The organism is Saccharothrix sp. HUAS TT1 (assembly GCF_040744945.1).
In the GTDB taxonomy this organism is placed as follows: domain Bacteria; phylum Actinomycetota; class Actinomycetes; order Mycobacteriales; family Pseudonocardiaceae; genus Actinosynnema.
The window spans coordinates 1,936,666-1,951,342 of the sequence record NZ_CP160453.1; the positions used below are offsets into that span (position 1 = coordinate 1,936,666).

Here is a 14,677-nt window from a genome sequence, read left to right on the forward strand (position 1 = left end):
CCTTCAGGTGTAACATCAGGCGCATGGACCTGGAGGACCGGTTCGAGCGCACCGTCGCGGCCGAGCAGCGCGTCGAGCCGCGTGACTGGATGCCCGACGGCTACCGCAAGACGTTGATCCGGCAGATCGCGCAGCACGCGCACTCCGAGATCATCGGCATGCAGCCGGAGGGCAACTGGATCAGCCGCGCGCCCTCGTTGCGCCGCAAGGCGATCCTGCTGGCCAAGGTCCAGGACGAGGCCGGGCACGGCCTCTACCTGTACGCCGCGACCGAGACGCTGGGCGCGGACCGGGGCGAGCTGACCGAGAAGCTGATCTCGGGCAGGCAGAAGTACTCCTCGATCTTCAACTACCCGACGCTGTCCTACGCCGACGTCGGCGTGATCGGCTGGCTGGTCGACGGCGCCGCGATCTGCAACCAGGTGCCGCTGTGCCGCACGTCCTACGGGCCGTACGCGCGGGCCATGATCCGCATCTGCAAGGAGGAGTCCTTCCACCAGCGGCAGGGCTACGAGCTGCTGCTGACGATGATGTCCGGCACCGACGCCCAGCGCGCCATGGTGCAGGAGTCGGTGGACCGCTGGTGGTGGCCGTCGCTGATGATGTTCGGCCCGCCGGACGCGGAGTCGTCCAACACCGAGCAGTCGATGAAGTGGCGGATCAAGCGCAACACCAACGACGAGCTGCGGCAGAAGTTCGTCGACATGACCGTGCCGCAGGCGCGCGAGCTCGGCGTGACGCTGCCCGACCCGGAGCTGAGGTGGAACGCCGAGCGCGGGCACCACGACTTCGGGCAGCCCGACTGGGACGAGTTCTGGCAGGTCGTCGGCGGCAACGGGCCGACGAACGCGCAGCGCGTCGAGCACCGGCGCAAGGCGCACGAGGACGGCGAGTGGGTGCGCGCCGCCGCGGCGGCGCACGCCGCCAAGCACGTGGCGCGGGAGGGTGTGGCATGAGTTCGTCGTGGCCGCTCTGGGAGGTCTTCGTGCGCGGCAAGCGCGGCTTGAACCACGTGCACGTCGGTTCGCTGCACGCGCCGGACGCCGAGATGGCGCTGCGCAACGCCCGTGACGTCTACACCCGGCGCAACGAGGGCGTGTCGATCTGGGTGGTGCCCGCGGCGGCGATCACCGCGTCGTCGCCGGACGAGAAGGACCCGTTCTTCGAGCCGAGCGGGGACAAGGTCTACCGGCACCCGACGTTCTACGAGATCCCCGAGGACGTGCCGCACCTATGAGCGCCGACAACCCGTACGACTCCTTGGTCGACCACGAGGACGCGCACTGGGCGTTCGGCACCGGGTTCTCCGAGGCGCTGGCCGGCGTCGACCGCGAGGTGCCCGACGTCGACCGCGCCGACCTGGCCGCGTACTGCCTGATGCTCGGCGACGACGCGCTGGTGCTGTCCCAGCGGCTGGCCGAGTGGTGCTCGCGCGCGCCGGAGCTGGAGGAGGACGTCGCGCTGGCCAACATCGCGCTCGACCTGCTCGGCCAGGCCAGGCTGCTGCTGACCCGGGCGGGCGAGGTCGAGGGCGCGGGCCGGGACGAGGACGCGCTGGCGTACCTGCGCGACGAGCGCGAGTTCCGCAACGTGCACCTGGCCGAGGTCGAGTGCGGGCCGTTCGCGGGCGGCGACTTCGCCACCACCGTGGCCAGGCTGCTGGTGTTCTCGTCGTGGAAGCTCGCCCAGTGCTCGCGGTTGCGCGGCAGCGCCGACCCGGTGCTGGCGGCGGTCGCGGCCAAGGCGGTCAAGGAGCTGGCCTACCACCGCGACCACGCGGCGCAGTGGGTCGTGCGGCTCGGCGACGGCACCGAGGAGTCGCACCGGCGCATGCGGGCCGGGCTGGAACGCGTGTGGCCGTTCGTGGACGAGCTGTTCACCGCGCACGCGGTGGAGCTGCGGCTCACCGGGGTCGCGGTCGACCCGGCCGAGCTGCGCGCCGAGGTGGACGGCGTGCTGGACGCGGTGCTGGGCGCGGCCGGGCTGGCGCGGCCGGCGGACGCGCCCGCCGCGCGGGTCAACGGGCTGGCCGGGCGGGACGGCGTGCACACCGAGTCGTTCGGCTACCTGCTGGCCGAGATGCAGCACCTGCACCGGTCGCTGCCGGGTGCGAGGTGGTAGCCGTGACCGGGACGCCCACCGCGGCCGAGGTCGCGGCCCGGGTCCGGGACCCGGAGCTGCCGGTGCTGACGCTGGCCGACCTCGGCGTGCTGCGCGAGGTGACCGAGTCCGACGGACGGGTGTCGGTCACGATCACCCCCACCTACTCGGGCTGCCCGGCGCTCGACGAGATGGCCGCCGACCTGCGGCGGACGCTGCTCGCGGCCGGGTACGCGGAGGTGGACGTGCGGCTGTCGCTGTCGCCCGCGTGGACCACGGACTGGATCAGCGAGGACGGGCTGCGCAAGCTGCGGGAGGCGGGCATCGCGCCGCCGTCCCGGGTCGGCCCGCGCGCGGTCGGCCCGGTGCCGCTGAACCTGACCCCGCCGTCGCGGCGGGTGGCGTGCCCGCGCTGCGGGTCGCTGCGGACCTCGGAGCTGTCGCGGTTCGGGTCGACCGCGTGCAAGGCGCTGCGCCGGTGCGCGGACTGCGCCGAGCCGTTCGAGCACGTGAAGGAGATCTGATGGCGCGGCCGGTGTTCCACAAGCTGACCGTCGCGTCGGTCGAGCAGCTGTGCGCGGACGCGGTCGCGGTGACGTTCGACGTGCCGCCCGCGCTGGCCGCCGAGTTCGCGTTCGCGCCGGGGCAGTACCTGACCCTGCGCAACGGCGACGAGCGGCGGTCGTACTCGATCTGCGCCCCCGCCGGCGGTCCGCTGCGGATCGGCGTGCGGCGGGTGGACGGCGGGCTGTTCTCCACCCTGCTGGTCGACCGCCTGCAGCGCGGCGACGTGCTGGAGGTGCTGCCACCGCTGGGCGGCTTCACCCCGTCCGGCGGCGCGCACCACGGGCTGGTGGTCGCCGGGTCCGGGATCACGCCCGCGCTGTCGATCGCCGCGTCCGTGCTGGCCGGCGGCGCGCGGGTGACCATGCTGTACGGGAACCGGCGGGCCGACACGGTGATGTTCGCCGAGGAGCTGGCGGACCTCAAGGACCGGTACCCGGCCCGGTTCCAGCTGGTGCACGTGCTGTCGCGGGAGCCGCGCGACGTCGAGCTGTTCACCGGGCGGTTGGACGCGGCGAAGCTGCGGGCGTTGTTCTCGACCGTGGTGCCGTGGGCCGACGTCGAGGCTTGGTGGCTGTGCGGGCCCTACGGGATGGTGCGGGACGCGCAGGACGTACTGACGTCCCTGGGCGTGCCGGCGTCGTCCGTGCACCACGAGCTGTTCTACGTGGACGAACCGCCGCCACCGCCGCGCCGCGCCGAGTCGTCGGTGGCCGCCGCCGTGGCGACCGTGATCCTGGACGGCCGCACCACCGAGGTGCCGCTGCCCGCCGACGTGCCGGTGCTCGACGCGGCCCAGCGGGTGCGCGCCGACCTGCCGTTCGCGTGCAAGGGCGGCGTGTGCGGGACGTGCCGGGCGCTGGTCGTGTCCGGTGAGGTGGAGATGCGCCGGAACTACGCCCTGGAGCCGCGCGAGGTGGAGGCCGGGTTCGTGCTGACGTGCCAGTCGGTGGCGGTGACTGCGGCGATCACCGTGGATTACGACGCCTGATCTGGCACATTGGGGCACATGGGACGGTCGGCGCTGTGGGGACTGATCATCGGCACGGCGCTGATGACGGCACTGATCATGCTGGGCATCGCCCTGCCCTCGGCATCGGAGGACGAGGCCGCGCCGCCACTGGCGGCGACCTTCGTCGCGTCGGGCATCCTGGGCGTGATGCTGGGCGGCGTCCCGGGCACCCTGGTGGGCCTGATCGTCGGCTCCGTCCGCCGCCGTCGCCCGGCCCTGCTCCCACCTGCCCCGATGATGGCGCCGCTACCCCCGCCCCCCGCCCCGAACGACCGCTGGTCCGCGATGGTGGCGCGGTGCGAGCTGGCCGTGCGCCGGGTCGGTGCGGCCGTGGCCACCGTCCCCGCGTCCCCCGCCCGGGAGTGGCTGGAGCGGATCGCCGCCCAGTTCGCCGGTGAGCTGTCGGACGTGCGCCGGATCGCCGACCTGGGCCGCGCCCTCGGCGCCGACCAGAAGCACCCGGTGACCGAGCGCCTGTCCGCCGCGGTCCGCGACTTCACCGCGTTCGAGGACGAAGTGGGCCGCGTCGCCCTGCAAACCCTGAACCACCGCTCCCTCGACGCCGTCCGCGCCCACCTGGAACTGCTGGAACAACAACTCCCGCACCTGGGCAATGGTTAGACCAAATGGCCTAGCGGGATAGCCCTTTGAGATCATCCCGCCATGTGGCACGCCTTCCTCGACGAGTCCCGCCGTGGCTCGACCTACCTGGTCGCCGTGGTCATCGCGCAGCCGCGAGACCTCGACCCCGTTCGAACCGCCTTGCGCGCCAAGGTGAAACGGGGTCAGCGCCGCCTGCACTTCTACAAGGAGGGGGAGTCCCGGCGCAGGGAGATCATCGCCCTGCTGCACGACCTCGGCGTGCGCGCCCGGATCTTCGCGTGCGAACACCCGGACGACCGGTCGGCTCGACGCCTCTGCGTCGCGGCCGCCGGTCACTACTTGATCAACATCAACGCGGCCAGGCTGGTGCTCGAGAGCTGTGCGCACCAGGATGCCGAAGACCGGCACACGCTGGCCCTGGTGAAGCGCAAGATCTTCGAGTTGACCTACGAGCACTTCCGGGCGCACGAGGACCCGATGCTGTGGGCCAGTGATGCCATCGCCTGGAGCTACGGCGCCGGCGGGGAGTGGCGGCGGCGGGTGACGGGCTTGGTGGAGAAGGTGCACCAGCTGCAAGTGCCCTAGACAGCGCGAAACCCGGCAACCCACCGTCCGGAAGGTGAACCGGGTTCACTTCCAGGCCCTATTGGGCCTGGCGTGACCAACTATACACAGAGCGCCTCACTGCGGCAAACGGCCTAACGGGTGGTTGACGACTGCCACCAGCCCAGGACCTCCTCCGCCACCTCCGGCAGGGCGACGAGCAGGCCGTCCACCGGCAGCGGGTCGTCGTCGCCGCGGCGGTCCAGCACGGCGGCGCCCGATTCGACGGCCAGGGCGACCGCGCCGGCCACGTCCCACTCGTGGTAGCTGTCCAGCACGGCGGCGGCGGCGTGGCCCAGAGCGACCTGGGCCACGGCCAGGGCCTTGGACCCCAGCACCCGCACTCCCGTCCCGGCCACTGCGGCGCGGGAGATGAAGCCGCCCATCCCCGGCCACGGGCCCGTCCGCGTCATCTCCGTGCACACGATCGAACTCGCCGCCTGACCCCCCAGCCGCACGGGCGTCCCGTTCGCCCGCATCCCGCGCCCCCGCGCGGCCGCGTAGATCTGGGCCCGGTACGGGTCCGCGACCACGCCCACGACCGGCCCCCACCGGTCGATCAGCGCGAGGCTGTACGCGCACCACGGCACGCCGGCCACGTAGTTCGCCGTCCCGTCCACCGGGTCCACCACCCACCGGAACGCCACGTCGCCCGTCACGTCGGCGTCGCTGTCCTCGCAGAACACCGGGATGTCCGGGAACTCGGCCGCCAGCACCCGCCGCGTGTGCCGCTCCAGCGTGCGGTCCGTGTCGGTCACCCAGTCGAACGGCGACGCGTCGTCGTCCGGTCGGGCGCCGCGCCCGGCGGTGGCCATGATCACGTCGGACGCGTCGTTGGCGAGTCGGCCCGCCACCTCCAGCGCGATCGACACCAGGCCGGGATCGACGGGCTGGGCGGGCCGGGACGACAAGACGGTCATGCCGACCTAGTGTCACCGCAGACGGTGACCGCTCCACGTACTCAAGGTGAACGCGCGGCCAACGTCAACCGCGACGCGAGGTGTTCGGCGGGCGTTCGCCGAGTTGTCACGCCGCCGTGTCCCGCGCACCGGAGGGTGACCGTCGTGCGCGTAGCGATCGTCACCGAAAGCTTCCTGCCCCAGGTCAACGGGGTGACCAACTCGGTTCTGCGAGTCCTGGAGCACCTGCGGGCGCGCGGTCACCAGGCGCTGGTCGTGGCGCCGGGCGCGGGTGCGGACCACCACCTCGGCACGCCGGTCGTCCGCGTGCCGGCGGTGGACCTGCCGAAGTTCAGCTCGCTGCCCGTCGGGGTGCCCACCCGCCGGGTGCTGACCGCGCTGGCCGACTTCCGGCCGGACGTCGTCCACCTGGCCAGCCCGTTCGTGATGGGCGCGCGCGGCCTGTCCGCCGCCCGCAGGCTGGGCGTCCCGACGGTCGCCGTCTACCAGACCGACGTCGCCGGGTTCGCCGGTCACTACGGGCTCGGCCTGACCGCCCGCGCCGCCTGGCGGTGGACGCGGCGGCTGCACGCCCAGGCCGACCGCACGCTCGCGCCGTCGACGTGGGCCGTGGCGGCGCTGGAGGACCACGGCGTGCCGCGCGTGCACCGGTGGGGGCGTGGCGTGGACGTCGAGCTGTTCCACCCCGGACGGCGGGACGACGCGCTGCGCGCCGAGCTGGCGCCCGGCGGCGAGCTGCTGGTCGGGTACGTCGGCAGGCTGTCGCCGGAGAAGCGGGTCGACCGGCTCGCCGCGCTCGCCGACCTGCCCGGCGTGCGGCTGGTCGTGGTCGGCGGGGGTCCGGAGGAGGAGCGGCTGCGCCGGGACCTGCCCGGCGCCGCGTTCCTCGGGTTCAGGAGCGGCGTGGAGCTGGCCGCCGCCTACGCGAGCCTGGACGTGTTCGTGCACACCGGTCCGCACGAGACGTTCTGCCAGGCCGTGCAGGAGGCGTTGGCCAGCGGTGTGCCGGTGGTCGTGCCGGACGCGGGCGGGCCGCGCGACCTGGTGCTGCCCGGCACCGGGTACCTGTTCGACGACGACGCGCAGCTCAGGCGGGCCGTGGTGGCGTTGGCCGACCCGCTGCGCCGGCGCCGGTTCGGCCGGGAGGCGCGGCGCCGGGTGCGGGGGCGCACGTGGTCGGCCGTGTGCGACGAACTGCTCGGCCACTACGCGGCGGTGCTGGACGTGCCGGAGCGGCGTGCCGCATGAGGATCGTCCAGCTGGCCAACTTCTACGGCCCGCGCTCCGGTGGCCTGCGCACGGCGCTGGACCACCTGGGCAGCGGTTATGCAGCGCGTGGCCACCAGGTCGTGCTGGTCGTGCCGGGCGCGGCGCGTGCCGACGAGGAGCTGTCGCCGGGCGTGCGGCGGATCACGCTGCCCGCGCCGCGCATCCCCGGCACCGGCGGGTACCGGGCGGTGGACCCGTGGCGGGTGCGGGCGCTGCTGGACGAGCTGTCGCCCGACCGGCTGGAGGTGTCGGACCGGCTCACGCTGCGCGGCATGGGCCGGTGGGCGGCGGCTCGCGGCGTGCCGAGCGTGGTGATCTCGCACGAGCGGCTGGACCGGCTGCTGGAGCAGTTCCTGCTGCCGGCGGCGTCGGCGCGGCGGGGTGCGGACTGGGCGAACGCCCGGATGGCGGCCTCGTACGACACGGTGGTGTGCACGACCGCGTTCGCGCGGGAGGAGTTCGACCGGATCGGGGCGCGCAACGTCGTGCGCGTGCCGCTCGGGGTCGACCTGCGCACGTTCAGCCCCTCCCGGCACGACCGGTCGCTGCGGGCGGACCTGGCGCGGGGCGCCGACGCGCTGCTCGTGCACTGCGGGCGGTTGTCGCCGGAGAAGCACGTCGAGCGCAGCGTGGACACGGCGGCCGAGCTGCGCGCCGCCGGGCACGACGTGCGGCTGGTGGTCGTCGGCGACGGGCCGCGTCGCGAGGCCCTGGAGCGGCGCGCGGCGGGCCTGCCGGTGACGTTCCTCGGTCACGTCGGGCGGCGCGCCGACGTCGCCACCCTCCTGGCCACCGCCGACGTGGCCCTGGCCCCCGGCCCGCACGAGACGTTCGGCCTGGCGGCGCTGGAGTCGCTGGCCTCCGGCACCCCCGTGGTCGTCTCCGCGTCGTCCGCCCTCCGCGAGATCGTCCGCCCGGCGTGCGGCGCCGCCGTGCCCGACCACGCCCCGGCGTTCGCCACCGCCGTCCACGCCCTCCTGGACCACCCCGAACCGACCCGCCGCTCAGCCGCCCGCGCCCGGGCCGAGGAGTACCCCTGGCACACCGCCGTGACCGGCATGCTGACCGCCCACCACGCCACCTGACCACCCCGCGCGAGTCGAACACCCACGTCCCGCGTGTCGAACCTCCACGACCCCCGAGTTCGACATTCACGTACCGCCGCCTGGGGTCCTGAGCGTTGAACTCGGGGGTCGTGAGCGTTCGACTCGCGGGACGTGGAGGTTCGACACGCGTGGGGGGTGGGGGTGGGGTGGGCGTTAGGCTTTCGGCATGTCGCGTGCAGGTCTGGACAAGAACCCCCGCGAGGTCGCCGAGATGTTCGACGGCGTGGCCAAGGGCTACGACCGCACGAACTCCGTCATGACGCTCGGGTTCGACCGGCGCTGGCGGGAGTGGAGCAGGCGGGTGCTGGACGCCAAGCCCGGCGAGAAGGTGCTCGACCTCGCCGCCGGCACGGCGGTGTCCACGGTGGAGTACGCGGCCTCCGGCGCGTGGTGCGTGGCGGCCGACTTCTCGCTGGGCATGCTGCTGGGCGGCGCGCACCGGCCGGTGCCCAAGGTCGCCGCCGACGCCCTGCGCCTGCCGTTCGCCGACAACTCCTTCGACGCGGTCACCGTCTCGTTCGGCCTGCGCAACTTCAACGACACCGAGGCCGCCCTGCGCGAGATGGCCCGGGTGGTGCGCCCCGGCGGCCGGCTCGTGGTGTGCGAGGTCTCCACGCCGACGTTCCGCCCGTTCCGCTTCGTCTACATGCGCTACCTGCTGCGCGTCCTGCCGGTGATCGCGCGGTTCGTGTCGTCCAACCCGGTCGCCTACCAGTACCTCGCCGAGTCCATGCGCACGTGGCCCGACCAGCGCGCGCTCGGCGAGATCGTGGCCCGCGCCGGCTGGGACGACGTCGCCTGGATGAACCTCACCGGCGGCATGGTCGCGCTGCACCGGGGCACCAAGCCCGCGTAGAGCAGCCGGCGGAACCCTCAGCAACCCGCAAGTAGACTCGCCCTGGACTTTGTGAACACAGGCACAAGGAGCGGGGATGACGACTCCCAGCCGCCGCAAGGCAGGCGAGGACGCCGAGGTGATCGTGGTCGGCGCGGGGCCCGCGGGCTCCACCGCGGCCACCTACCTGGCACGCGCGGGCCTGGACGTGGTGCTGCTGGAGAAGAGCACCTTCCCCCGCGAGAAGGTGTGCGGTGACGGCCTGACCCCGCGCGGTGTGAAGCAGCTCATCGACCTGGGCGTCGACACCCGCGAGGAGGCCGGCTGGCTGCACAACCGCGGCCTGCGCGTGGTCGGCGGCGGTGTCACGCTGGAGCTGGACTGGCCCGAGCTGGCCACGTTCCCGCCCTACGGCCTGGTGCGCCCGCGGCAGGACTTCGACGAGATGCTGGCGAACACGGCCGTCGCGGCGGGCGCCCGGATGCACCAGCAGACCACCGTCACGGGCGCGCTCGTGGAGCACGGCCGCGTGGTCGGCGTGCAGGCCAAGCAGGGGCCGGGCAAGGAGCCGGTGACCTACCGCGCCCCCCTCGTCCTCGCCTGCGACGGCGTCAGCGCCCGCCTCGCCCTCAGCGTCGGCATCCAGAAGGACGACGCCAAGCCGATGGGCGTCGCGGTCCGCCGCTACTACGCCAGCCCCCGCACCAAGGACGACTACCTGGAGTCGCACCTGGAGCTGTGGGACCGCGCCAACGACGTGCTGCTGCCCGGCTACGGCTGGATCTTCGGCATGGGCGACGGAACTGTGAACGTCGGTCTCGGCATCCTCAGCACCTCGAAGGCCTACGGCACCACGGACTACCGCGCGCTGCTCAAGAGCTGGCTCGACGGCACCCCGGAGGAGTGGGGTTTCCGCGAGGAGAACGCCACCGGCAAGATCGGCGGCGCGGCGCTGCCGATGGGCCTGAACCGCAAGCCGCACTACCGGGACGGACTGCTGCTGGTCGGCGACGCGGGCGGCATGGTCAACCCGTTCAACGGCGAGGGCATCGGCTACGCCATGGAGTCGGCGCGGATCGCCGCCGAGAGCGCGGTGCAGGCCCTGGCCCGCCAGGGCGCGAGCCGGGAGCGGGCGCTGCACGGCTACCCGGTGCGCATCGAGCAGGCGCTGGGCAGCTACTACCGGCTCGGCAACGTGTTCAGCAAGCTCATCGGCAACCCGACGATCATGCGCACCGCGACCAAGTACGGCCTGCCGCGCAAGACGCTGATGAAGCTGGTGCTGAAGCTGCTGGCGGGCCTGTACGACCCCAAGGACGGCGACTCGTTCGACCGCATCATCACCGCCGCCACAAAGCTCGCCCCAACGGCCTAAACGCGCTCGACTGAACGACGCAGCACCGCCCTCCGGGACGGTGCTGTTTCGTTTTCGGTGTGTTCCCGTTCACTGGCAGGCTCCCCAACTGTTGATCTAGACCGTGAAAGTCCAGGTCAGGACACATGTAGGGGGTGGCCGTCACGCCTCTGTGTGACGTTCTACACTGACCCTCAGGTCTTGTGAATCAGTTCACAACCGGCTGAGATGCCTTGTGAAGTGTTTCACAAGCGACCTGCGGATTGTTAGGCCCGCCTAACCTCCGGAGGCCGCAAGAACACCCTTTAGGGTGCGCAACGGTCGGCGGTGCACCACCACCGCGACAGCGAGGAAAGGACGACGGAGAGTGCTGGACCCTTACCTCCCCCTCGTATTGATGTTCGCCCTCGCCGCGGCCTTCGCGCTGTTCTCGGTGACGGCCGCGCCGTACATCGGACCCCGCCGCTACAACCGCGCGAAGCTCGACGCCTACGAGTGCGGCATCGAGCCGTCGCCGCAACCGGTGGTGGGCGGTGGCCGCATGCCGGTCGCCTACTACCTCACGGCGATGCTGTTCATCCTGTTCGACATCGAAATGGTGTTCCTCTACCCCTTCGCGGTCTCCGCGGACCGGCTCGGCCTGTTCGGCCTGGTGGAGATCGCACTGTTCGTCGCGACGGTCGGCTTCGCGTACGCCTACGTGTGGCGTCGCGGCGGCCTCGACTGGAACTGAGGGGGAAGACCCGTGGGTCTCGAAGAGAAGCTCCCGAACGGCATCCTGCTCGCCAGCGTGGAGAAGCTGGTCAACTGGACCCGCAAGTCCTCGCTGTGGCCCGCCACCTTCGGCCTGGCCTGCTGCGCGATCGAGATGATGACCACCGGCGGCCCGCGCTACGACCTCGCGCGGTTCGGCATGGAGGTCTTCCGCGCCTCGCCGCGCCAGGCCGACCTGATGATCGTCGCGGGCCGGGTGACCAACAAGATGGCGCCGGTGCTGCGGCAGATCTACGACCAGATGCCCGAGCCGCGCTGGGTGCTGGCCATGGGCGTCTGCGCCTCCAGCGGCGGGATGTTCAACAACTACGCGGTCGTGCAGGGCGTGGACCACGTCGTGCCGGTCGACATGTACCTGCCCGGCTGCCCGCCGCGGCCGGAGATGCTGATCGACGCGATCCTCAAGATCCACGCGAAGATCATGGACGAACCGCTCGGGCCGAACCGGGCCGCGCTGCTGGCCGAGCAGGGCCGCACGACGGACCTGATCCCGTCCTCCGAGCGCTTTGCGAAGAAGTGAGCGGCATGCCTGAAGACACCAGCCCTGAAGACGTGAGCGCCGAAGACAGCAACACCGAGGGCGAGGTCGCCGAGACCTCCGGCGCCGACACCCCGGGCAACGACGAGGCGCTCAGCTCGTCGAGCATGAGCGAGGCCGAGCACGAGGAGTACCTGGCGCGCGGCGGCCTGGTGGCGGGCAGGGCCCGGCAGGGCATGTTCGGCATCTCCGGCTCCGGCGACACCTCCGGCTTCGGCGGCCTGCGGCTGCCCGCCCACGTCGCCGCGCCGTCCGAGCGGCCCTACGGCGGCTGGTTCGACGAGGTCGCCGACGAGCTGCTGGCCGCGATCCGGGAGCGGGGCCTGCCCGCCGACACGGTCCAGCAGATCACCGTCGACCGCGGCGAGATCACCTTCTTCCTGCGCCGGGAGAACCTGGTCGAGGTGGCCCGCGTGCTGCGCGACGACCCGGCGCTGCGCTTCGAGCTGTGCAGCTCGGTGTCCGGTGTGGACTACGGCATCGACGCGCCGCAGCGGCTGCACTCGGTGTACCACCTGACGTCGATGACCTACCGCCGGCGCATCCGGCTGGAGGTCGCGGTCGACGTGGACGACGCGCACGTCCCCAGCGTGGTCTCGGTCTACCCGACCGCGGACTGGCAGGAGCGCGAGGCCTGGGACATGTTCGGCATCGTCTACGACGGCCACCCGGGGCTCACCCGGATCCTCATGCCGGACGACTGGGACGGCCACCCGCAGCGCAAGGACTACCCGCTCGGCGGCATCCCGGTGGAGTACAAGGGCGCGGAGATCCCCCCGCCAGACCAGAGGCGGTCCTACTCATGACCGAGCGACTTTCCGACGTGACCACCGGCACCGACACCAGTGCCGAGGGCCGCGACAGCGACTCCTACGAGGCCAACCGCGAGACGTCGAACCCCGACGCGTACGCGGGCTCGCGCGAGACGACCGAGGGCACCGTCTACACGGTGACCGGCGGCGACTGGGACGAGGTCCTGGCCGAAGCCTCGGGCGACGAGCGCATCGTCATGAACCTGGGTCCGCAGCACCCCTCCACGCACGGCGTGCTGCGCCTGGTGCTGGAGCTGGAGGGCGAGACCGTCACCCAGGCCCGCAGCGTCATCGGCTACCTGCACACCGGCATCGAGAAGAACGTCGAGTACCGCAACTGGACCCAGGGCGTCACGTTCGTGACGCGGATGGACTACCTGGCGCCGCTGCACAACGAGGCCGCGTACTGCATGGCGGTCGAGAAGCTGCTCGGCGCCACCGTGCCGCAGCGGGCGCAGACGATCCGGGTGCTGCTCATGGAGCTGAACCGGATCAGCTCGCACCTGGTGGCGCTGGCCACCGGCGGCATGGAGCTGGGCGCGCTGACCGGCATGACCGCGGGCTTCCGCGAGCGCGAAGAGGTCCTGCACCTGCTGGAGTTCCTGACCGGCCTGCGGATGAACCACGCGTTCATCCGGCCCGGCGGCCTGGCCCAGGACCTGCCCGAGGGCGCGGAGCAGCGGATCAGGGACTTCATCAAGGTGATGGACTCCCGGCTGCCCGACTACGACAAGCTGCTGTCCGGCCAGCCGATCTGGCGCAACCGGCTCGCGGGCGTCGGCTACCTGCCGGTGGACGCGTGCCTCGCGCTCGGCATCACCGGCCCGATCCTGCGCTCCGCGGGCCTGCCGTGGGACCTGCGCAAGATCGAGCCCTACAGCGGTTACGAGAACTACGAGTTCGACGTGCCGACGTCGAACGCCGCCGACTCGTACGCCCGCTACCTGCTGCGGGTGGAGGAAATCCACCAGTCGCTGCGGATCATCCGGCAGGCCGTGGACAACCTGGCGCCGGGCCCGGTCATGGTGGAGGACGCCAAGATCGCCTGGCCCGCCCAGCTGACCATCGGCGCGGACGGCATGGGCAACTCGCTGGAGCACGTCCGCAAGATCATGGGCCAGTCGATGGAGTCCCTGATCCACCACTTCAAGCTGGTGACCGAGGGCTTCGCGGTGCCCGCGGGCCAGGTGTACGTGCCGATCGAGTCGCCGCGCGGCGAGCTGGGCTACCACGTCGTCTCCGACGGCGGCACCCGGCCGATGCGCGTGCACGTGCGCGAACCCAGCTTCGTGAACCTCCAGTCGATGCCCGCGATGTGCGAGGGCGGCATGGTCGCCGACGTCATCGCGTCGGTGGCCTCTATCGACCCGGTGATGGGTGGTTGTGACCGATGAGCACTTCCGAAGAGGTCTACGCGGCCTCGCCGCTGGACCCCGTCCAGACGCAGCGCCTGGTGACCGAGACCCCGGCCGACACGAGCGTGTTCGACCAGTCGACGGCGGACCGGGCGCGGGCGATCATCGCGCGCTACCCGGTGGCGCGCTCGGCGCTGCTGCCGATGCTGCACCTCGTGCAGTCGGTCGAGGGCCACGTCAGCCAGGCGGGCATCGCGTTCTGCGCCGACCAGCTCGACCTCACCAACGCCGAGGTCAGCGCGGTCGCGACGTTCTACACCATGTACAAGCGCCGCCCGTGCGGCGAGCACCTGGTGAGCGTCTGCACGAACACGCTGTGCGCGGCGCTCGGCGGTGACGCCATCTACACCGAGCTCAAGGAGCACCTGGGCGTCGGCCACGAGGAGACCTCGGGCGAGCCGGGCGCGCCGGGCTCGATCACGCTGGAGCACGCCGAGTGCCTGGCGGCCTGCGACCTCGGCCCGGTGCTGCAGGTGAACTACGAGTACTTCGACAACCAGACGCCCGACGGCGCGCTGGAGCTGGTGAAGTCGTTGCAGGCGGGGGAGAAGCCGCACCCGACGCGCGGCGCGCCGCTGACCGACTTCCGCCAGGCCGAGTTGCAGCTGGCCGGGTTCTTCGAGGGCCGCGACGCGGACCTGGACGGCCCGTCGGCCGCGCCGGAGACCGTGCGCGGGGCCAGGATCGCCGCGGAACGCGGGTGGACCGCGCCGGCCATGCCGGACAACGCGGAGTTCCCGCCGCTGCCGGAGAAGAAGTAGGTAGGGGGAGC

General features: G+C 72.2%; 17 protein-coding genes. 16 read left to right on the plus strand and 1 reads right to left on the minus strand.

Annotated features, from left to right (window positions below):
• Positions 1 to 23 precede the first annotated feature (23 nt).
• From paaA to AB0F89_RS09595, 7 genes are read left to right on the plus strand one after another with little or no spacing between them, the layout of a single operon-like run.
• The gene (gene paaA, locus AB0F89_RS09565) at positions 24 to 956 is read left to right on the plus strand and encodes a 1,2-phenylacetyl-CoA epoxidase subunit PaaA (protein WP_367134658.1); all 933 of its coding nucleotides are present in this window, start codon (positions 24 to 26) and stop codon (positions 954 to 956) included.
• Positions 953 to 1,237 carry a 1,2-phenylacetyl-CoA epoxidase subunit PaaB gene (gene paaB, locus AB0F89_RS09570; RefSeq protein ID WP_077010962.1) on the plus strand — a complete coding sequence of 95 codons (285 nt, stop codon included), beginning with the start codon at positions 953 to 955 and terminating at the stop codon, positions 1,235 to 1,237. The genes paaA and paaB overlap by 4 nt, the downstream gene beginning before the upstream one ends.
• Entirely contained in the window at positions 1,234 to 2,121 is an 888-nt protein-coding gene (gene paaC / locus AB0F89_RS09575; protein ID WP_367134659.1) for a 1,2-phenylacetyl-CoA epoxidase subunit PaaC, read from the plus strand. The genes paaB and paaC overlap by 4 nt, the downstream gene beginning before the upstream one ends.
• A 2-nt stretch (positions 2,122 to 2,123) precedes the next feature.
• Positions 2,124 to 2,624 carry a 1,2-phenylacetyl-CoA epoxidase subunit PaaD gene (paaD, locus tag AB0F89_RS09580; protein ID WP_367134661.1) on the plus strand — a complete coding sequence of 167 codons (501 nt, stop codon included), beginning with the start codon at positions 2,124 to 2,126 and terminating at the stop codon, positions 2,622 to 2,624.
• Positions 2,624 to 3,655 carry a 1,2-phenylacetyl-CoA epoxidase subunit PaaE gene (gene paaE, locus AB0F89_RS09585; protein ID WP_367134663.1) on the plus strand — a complete coding sequence of 344 codons (1,032 nt, stop codon included), beginning with the start codon at positions 2,624 to 2,626 and terminating at the stop codon, positions 3,653 to 3,655. The genes paaD and paaE overlap by 1 nt, the downstream gene beginning before the upstream one ends.
• An 18-nt stretch (positions 3,656 to 3,673) precedes the next feature.
• Positions 3,674 to 4,297 (plus strand): hypothetical protein, encoded by a 624-nt coding sequence (locus AB0F89_RS09590; protein WP_367134665.1) that lies wholly within the window; start codon positions 3,674 to 3,676, stop codon positions 4,295 to 4,297.
• A 42-nt stretch (positions 4,298 to 4,339) separates the two neighbouring features.
• The gene (locus AB0F89_RS09595) at positions 4,340 to 4,864 is read left to right on the plus strand and encodes a hypothetical protein (RefSeq protein WP_367134667.1); all 525 of its coding nucleotides are present in this window, start codon (positions 4,340 to 4,342) and stop codon (positions 4,862 to 4,864) included.
• Positions 4,865 to 4,977: 113 nt separating this feature from the next.
• Here AB0F89_RS09595 and AB0F89_RS09600 read toward each other — a convergent pair whose 3' ends face one another.
• The gene (locus AB0F89_RS09600) at positions 4,978 to 5,802 is read right to left on the minus strand and encodes an inositol monophosphatase (protein WP_367134668.1); all 825 of its coding nucleotides are present in this window, start codon (positions 5,800 to 5,802) and stop codon (positions 4,978 to 4,980) included.
• Between the two features lie 144 nt (positions 5,803 to 5,946).
• On the opposite strand from AB0F89_RS09600, the gene AB0F89_RS09605 reads away from it, so the two are divergent.
• The 9 genes from AB0F89_RS09605 to nuoE all read left to right on the plus strand — a co-directional run bounded on the left by AB0F89_RS09605 (position 5,947) and on the right by nuoE (position 14,666).
• Entirely contained in the window at positions 5,947 to 7,050 is a 1,104-nt protein-coding gene (locus AB0F89_RS09605) for a glycosyltransferase family 4 protein (RefSeq protein WP_367134670.1), read from the plus strand.
• Positions 7,047 to 8,156 (plus strand): glycosyltransferase, encoded by a 1,110-nt coding sequence (locus AB0F89_RS09610; RefSeq protein ID WP_367134672.1) that lies wholly within the window; start codon positions 7,047 to 7,049, stop codon positions 8,154 to 8,156. The genes AB0F89_RS09605 and AB0F89_RS09610 overlap by 4 nt, the downstream gene beginning before the upstream one ends.
• Positions 8,157 to 8,343: 187 nt before the next feature.
• Positions 8,344 to 9,033, plus strand: coding sequence for a demethylmenaquinone methyltransferase (locus AB0F89_RS09615; RefSeq protein WP_367134673.1), 690 nt, complete (start codon positions 8,344 to 8,346; stop codon positions 9,031 to 9,033).
• Between the two features lie 76 nt (positions 9,034 to 9,109).
• Positions 9,110 to 10,387 (plus strand): geranylgeranyl reductase family protein, encoded by a 1,278-nt coding sequence (locus AB0F89_RS09620; protein WP_367134675.1) that lies wholly within the window; start codon positions 9,110 to 9,112, stop codon positions 10,385 to 10,387.
• 346 nt (positions 10,388 to 10,733) lie between these two features.
• Positions 10,734 to 11,099: an NADH-quinone oxidoreductase subunit A gene (locus tag AB0F89_RS09625; RefSeq protein ID WP_033428518.1), complete on the plus strand. Its 366-nt coding sequence runs from the start codon at positions 10,734 to 10,736 to the stop codon at positions 11,097 to 11,099.
• A 12-nt stretch (positions 11,100 to 11,111) separates the two neighbouring features.
• Complete coding sequence (locus AB0F89_RS09630; RefSeq protein ID WP_367134677.1) at positions 11,112 to 11,660, plus strand: NADH-quinone oxidoreductase subunit B family protein; 549 nt, start codon at positions 11,112 to 11,114, stop codon at positions 11,658 to 11,660.
• 125 nt (positions 11,661 to 11,785) lie between these two features.
• Positions 11,786 to 12,484 carry an NADH-quinone oxidoreductase subunit C gene (locus AB0F89_RS09635; RefSeq protein ID WP_367138798.1) on the plus strand — a complete coding sequence of 233 codons (699 nt, stop codon included), beginning with the start codon at positions 11,786 to 11,788 and terminating at the stop codon, positions 12,482 to 12,484.
• Complete coding sequence (locus tag AB0F89_RS09640) at positions 12,481 to 13,884, plus strand: NADH-quinone oxidoreductase subunit D (RefSeq protein WP_367134679.1); 1,404 nt, start codon at positions 12,481 to 12,483, stop codon at positions 13,882 to 13,884. Before AB0F89_RS09635 ends, AB0F89_RS09640 begins: the two co-directional genes overlap by 4 nt.
• On the plus strand, positions 13,881 to 14,666 hold the full coding sequence (nuoE, locus tag AB0F89_RS09645; protein WP_367134681.1) for an NADH-quinone oxidoreductase subunit NuoE: 786 nt from the start codon (positions 13,881 to 13,883) through the stop codon (positions 14,664 to 14,666). The genes AB0F89_RS09640 and nuoE overlap by 4 nt, the downstream gene beginning before the upstream one ends.
• Positions 14,667 to 14,677 lie beyond the last annotated feature (11 nt).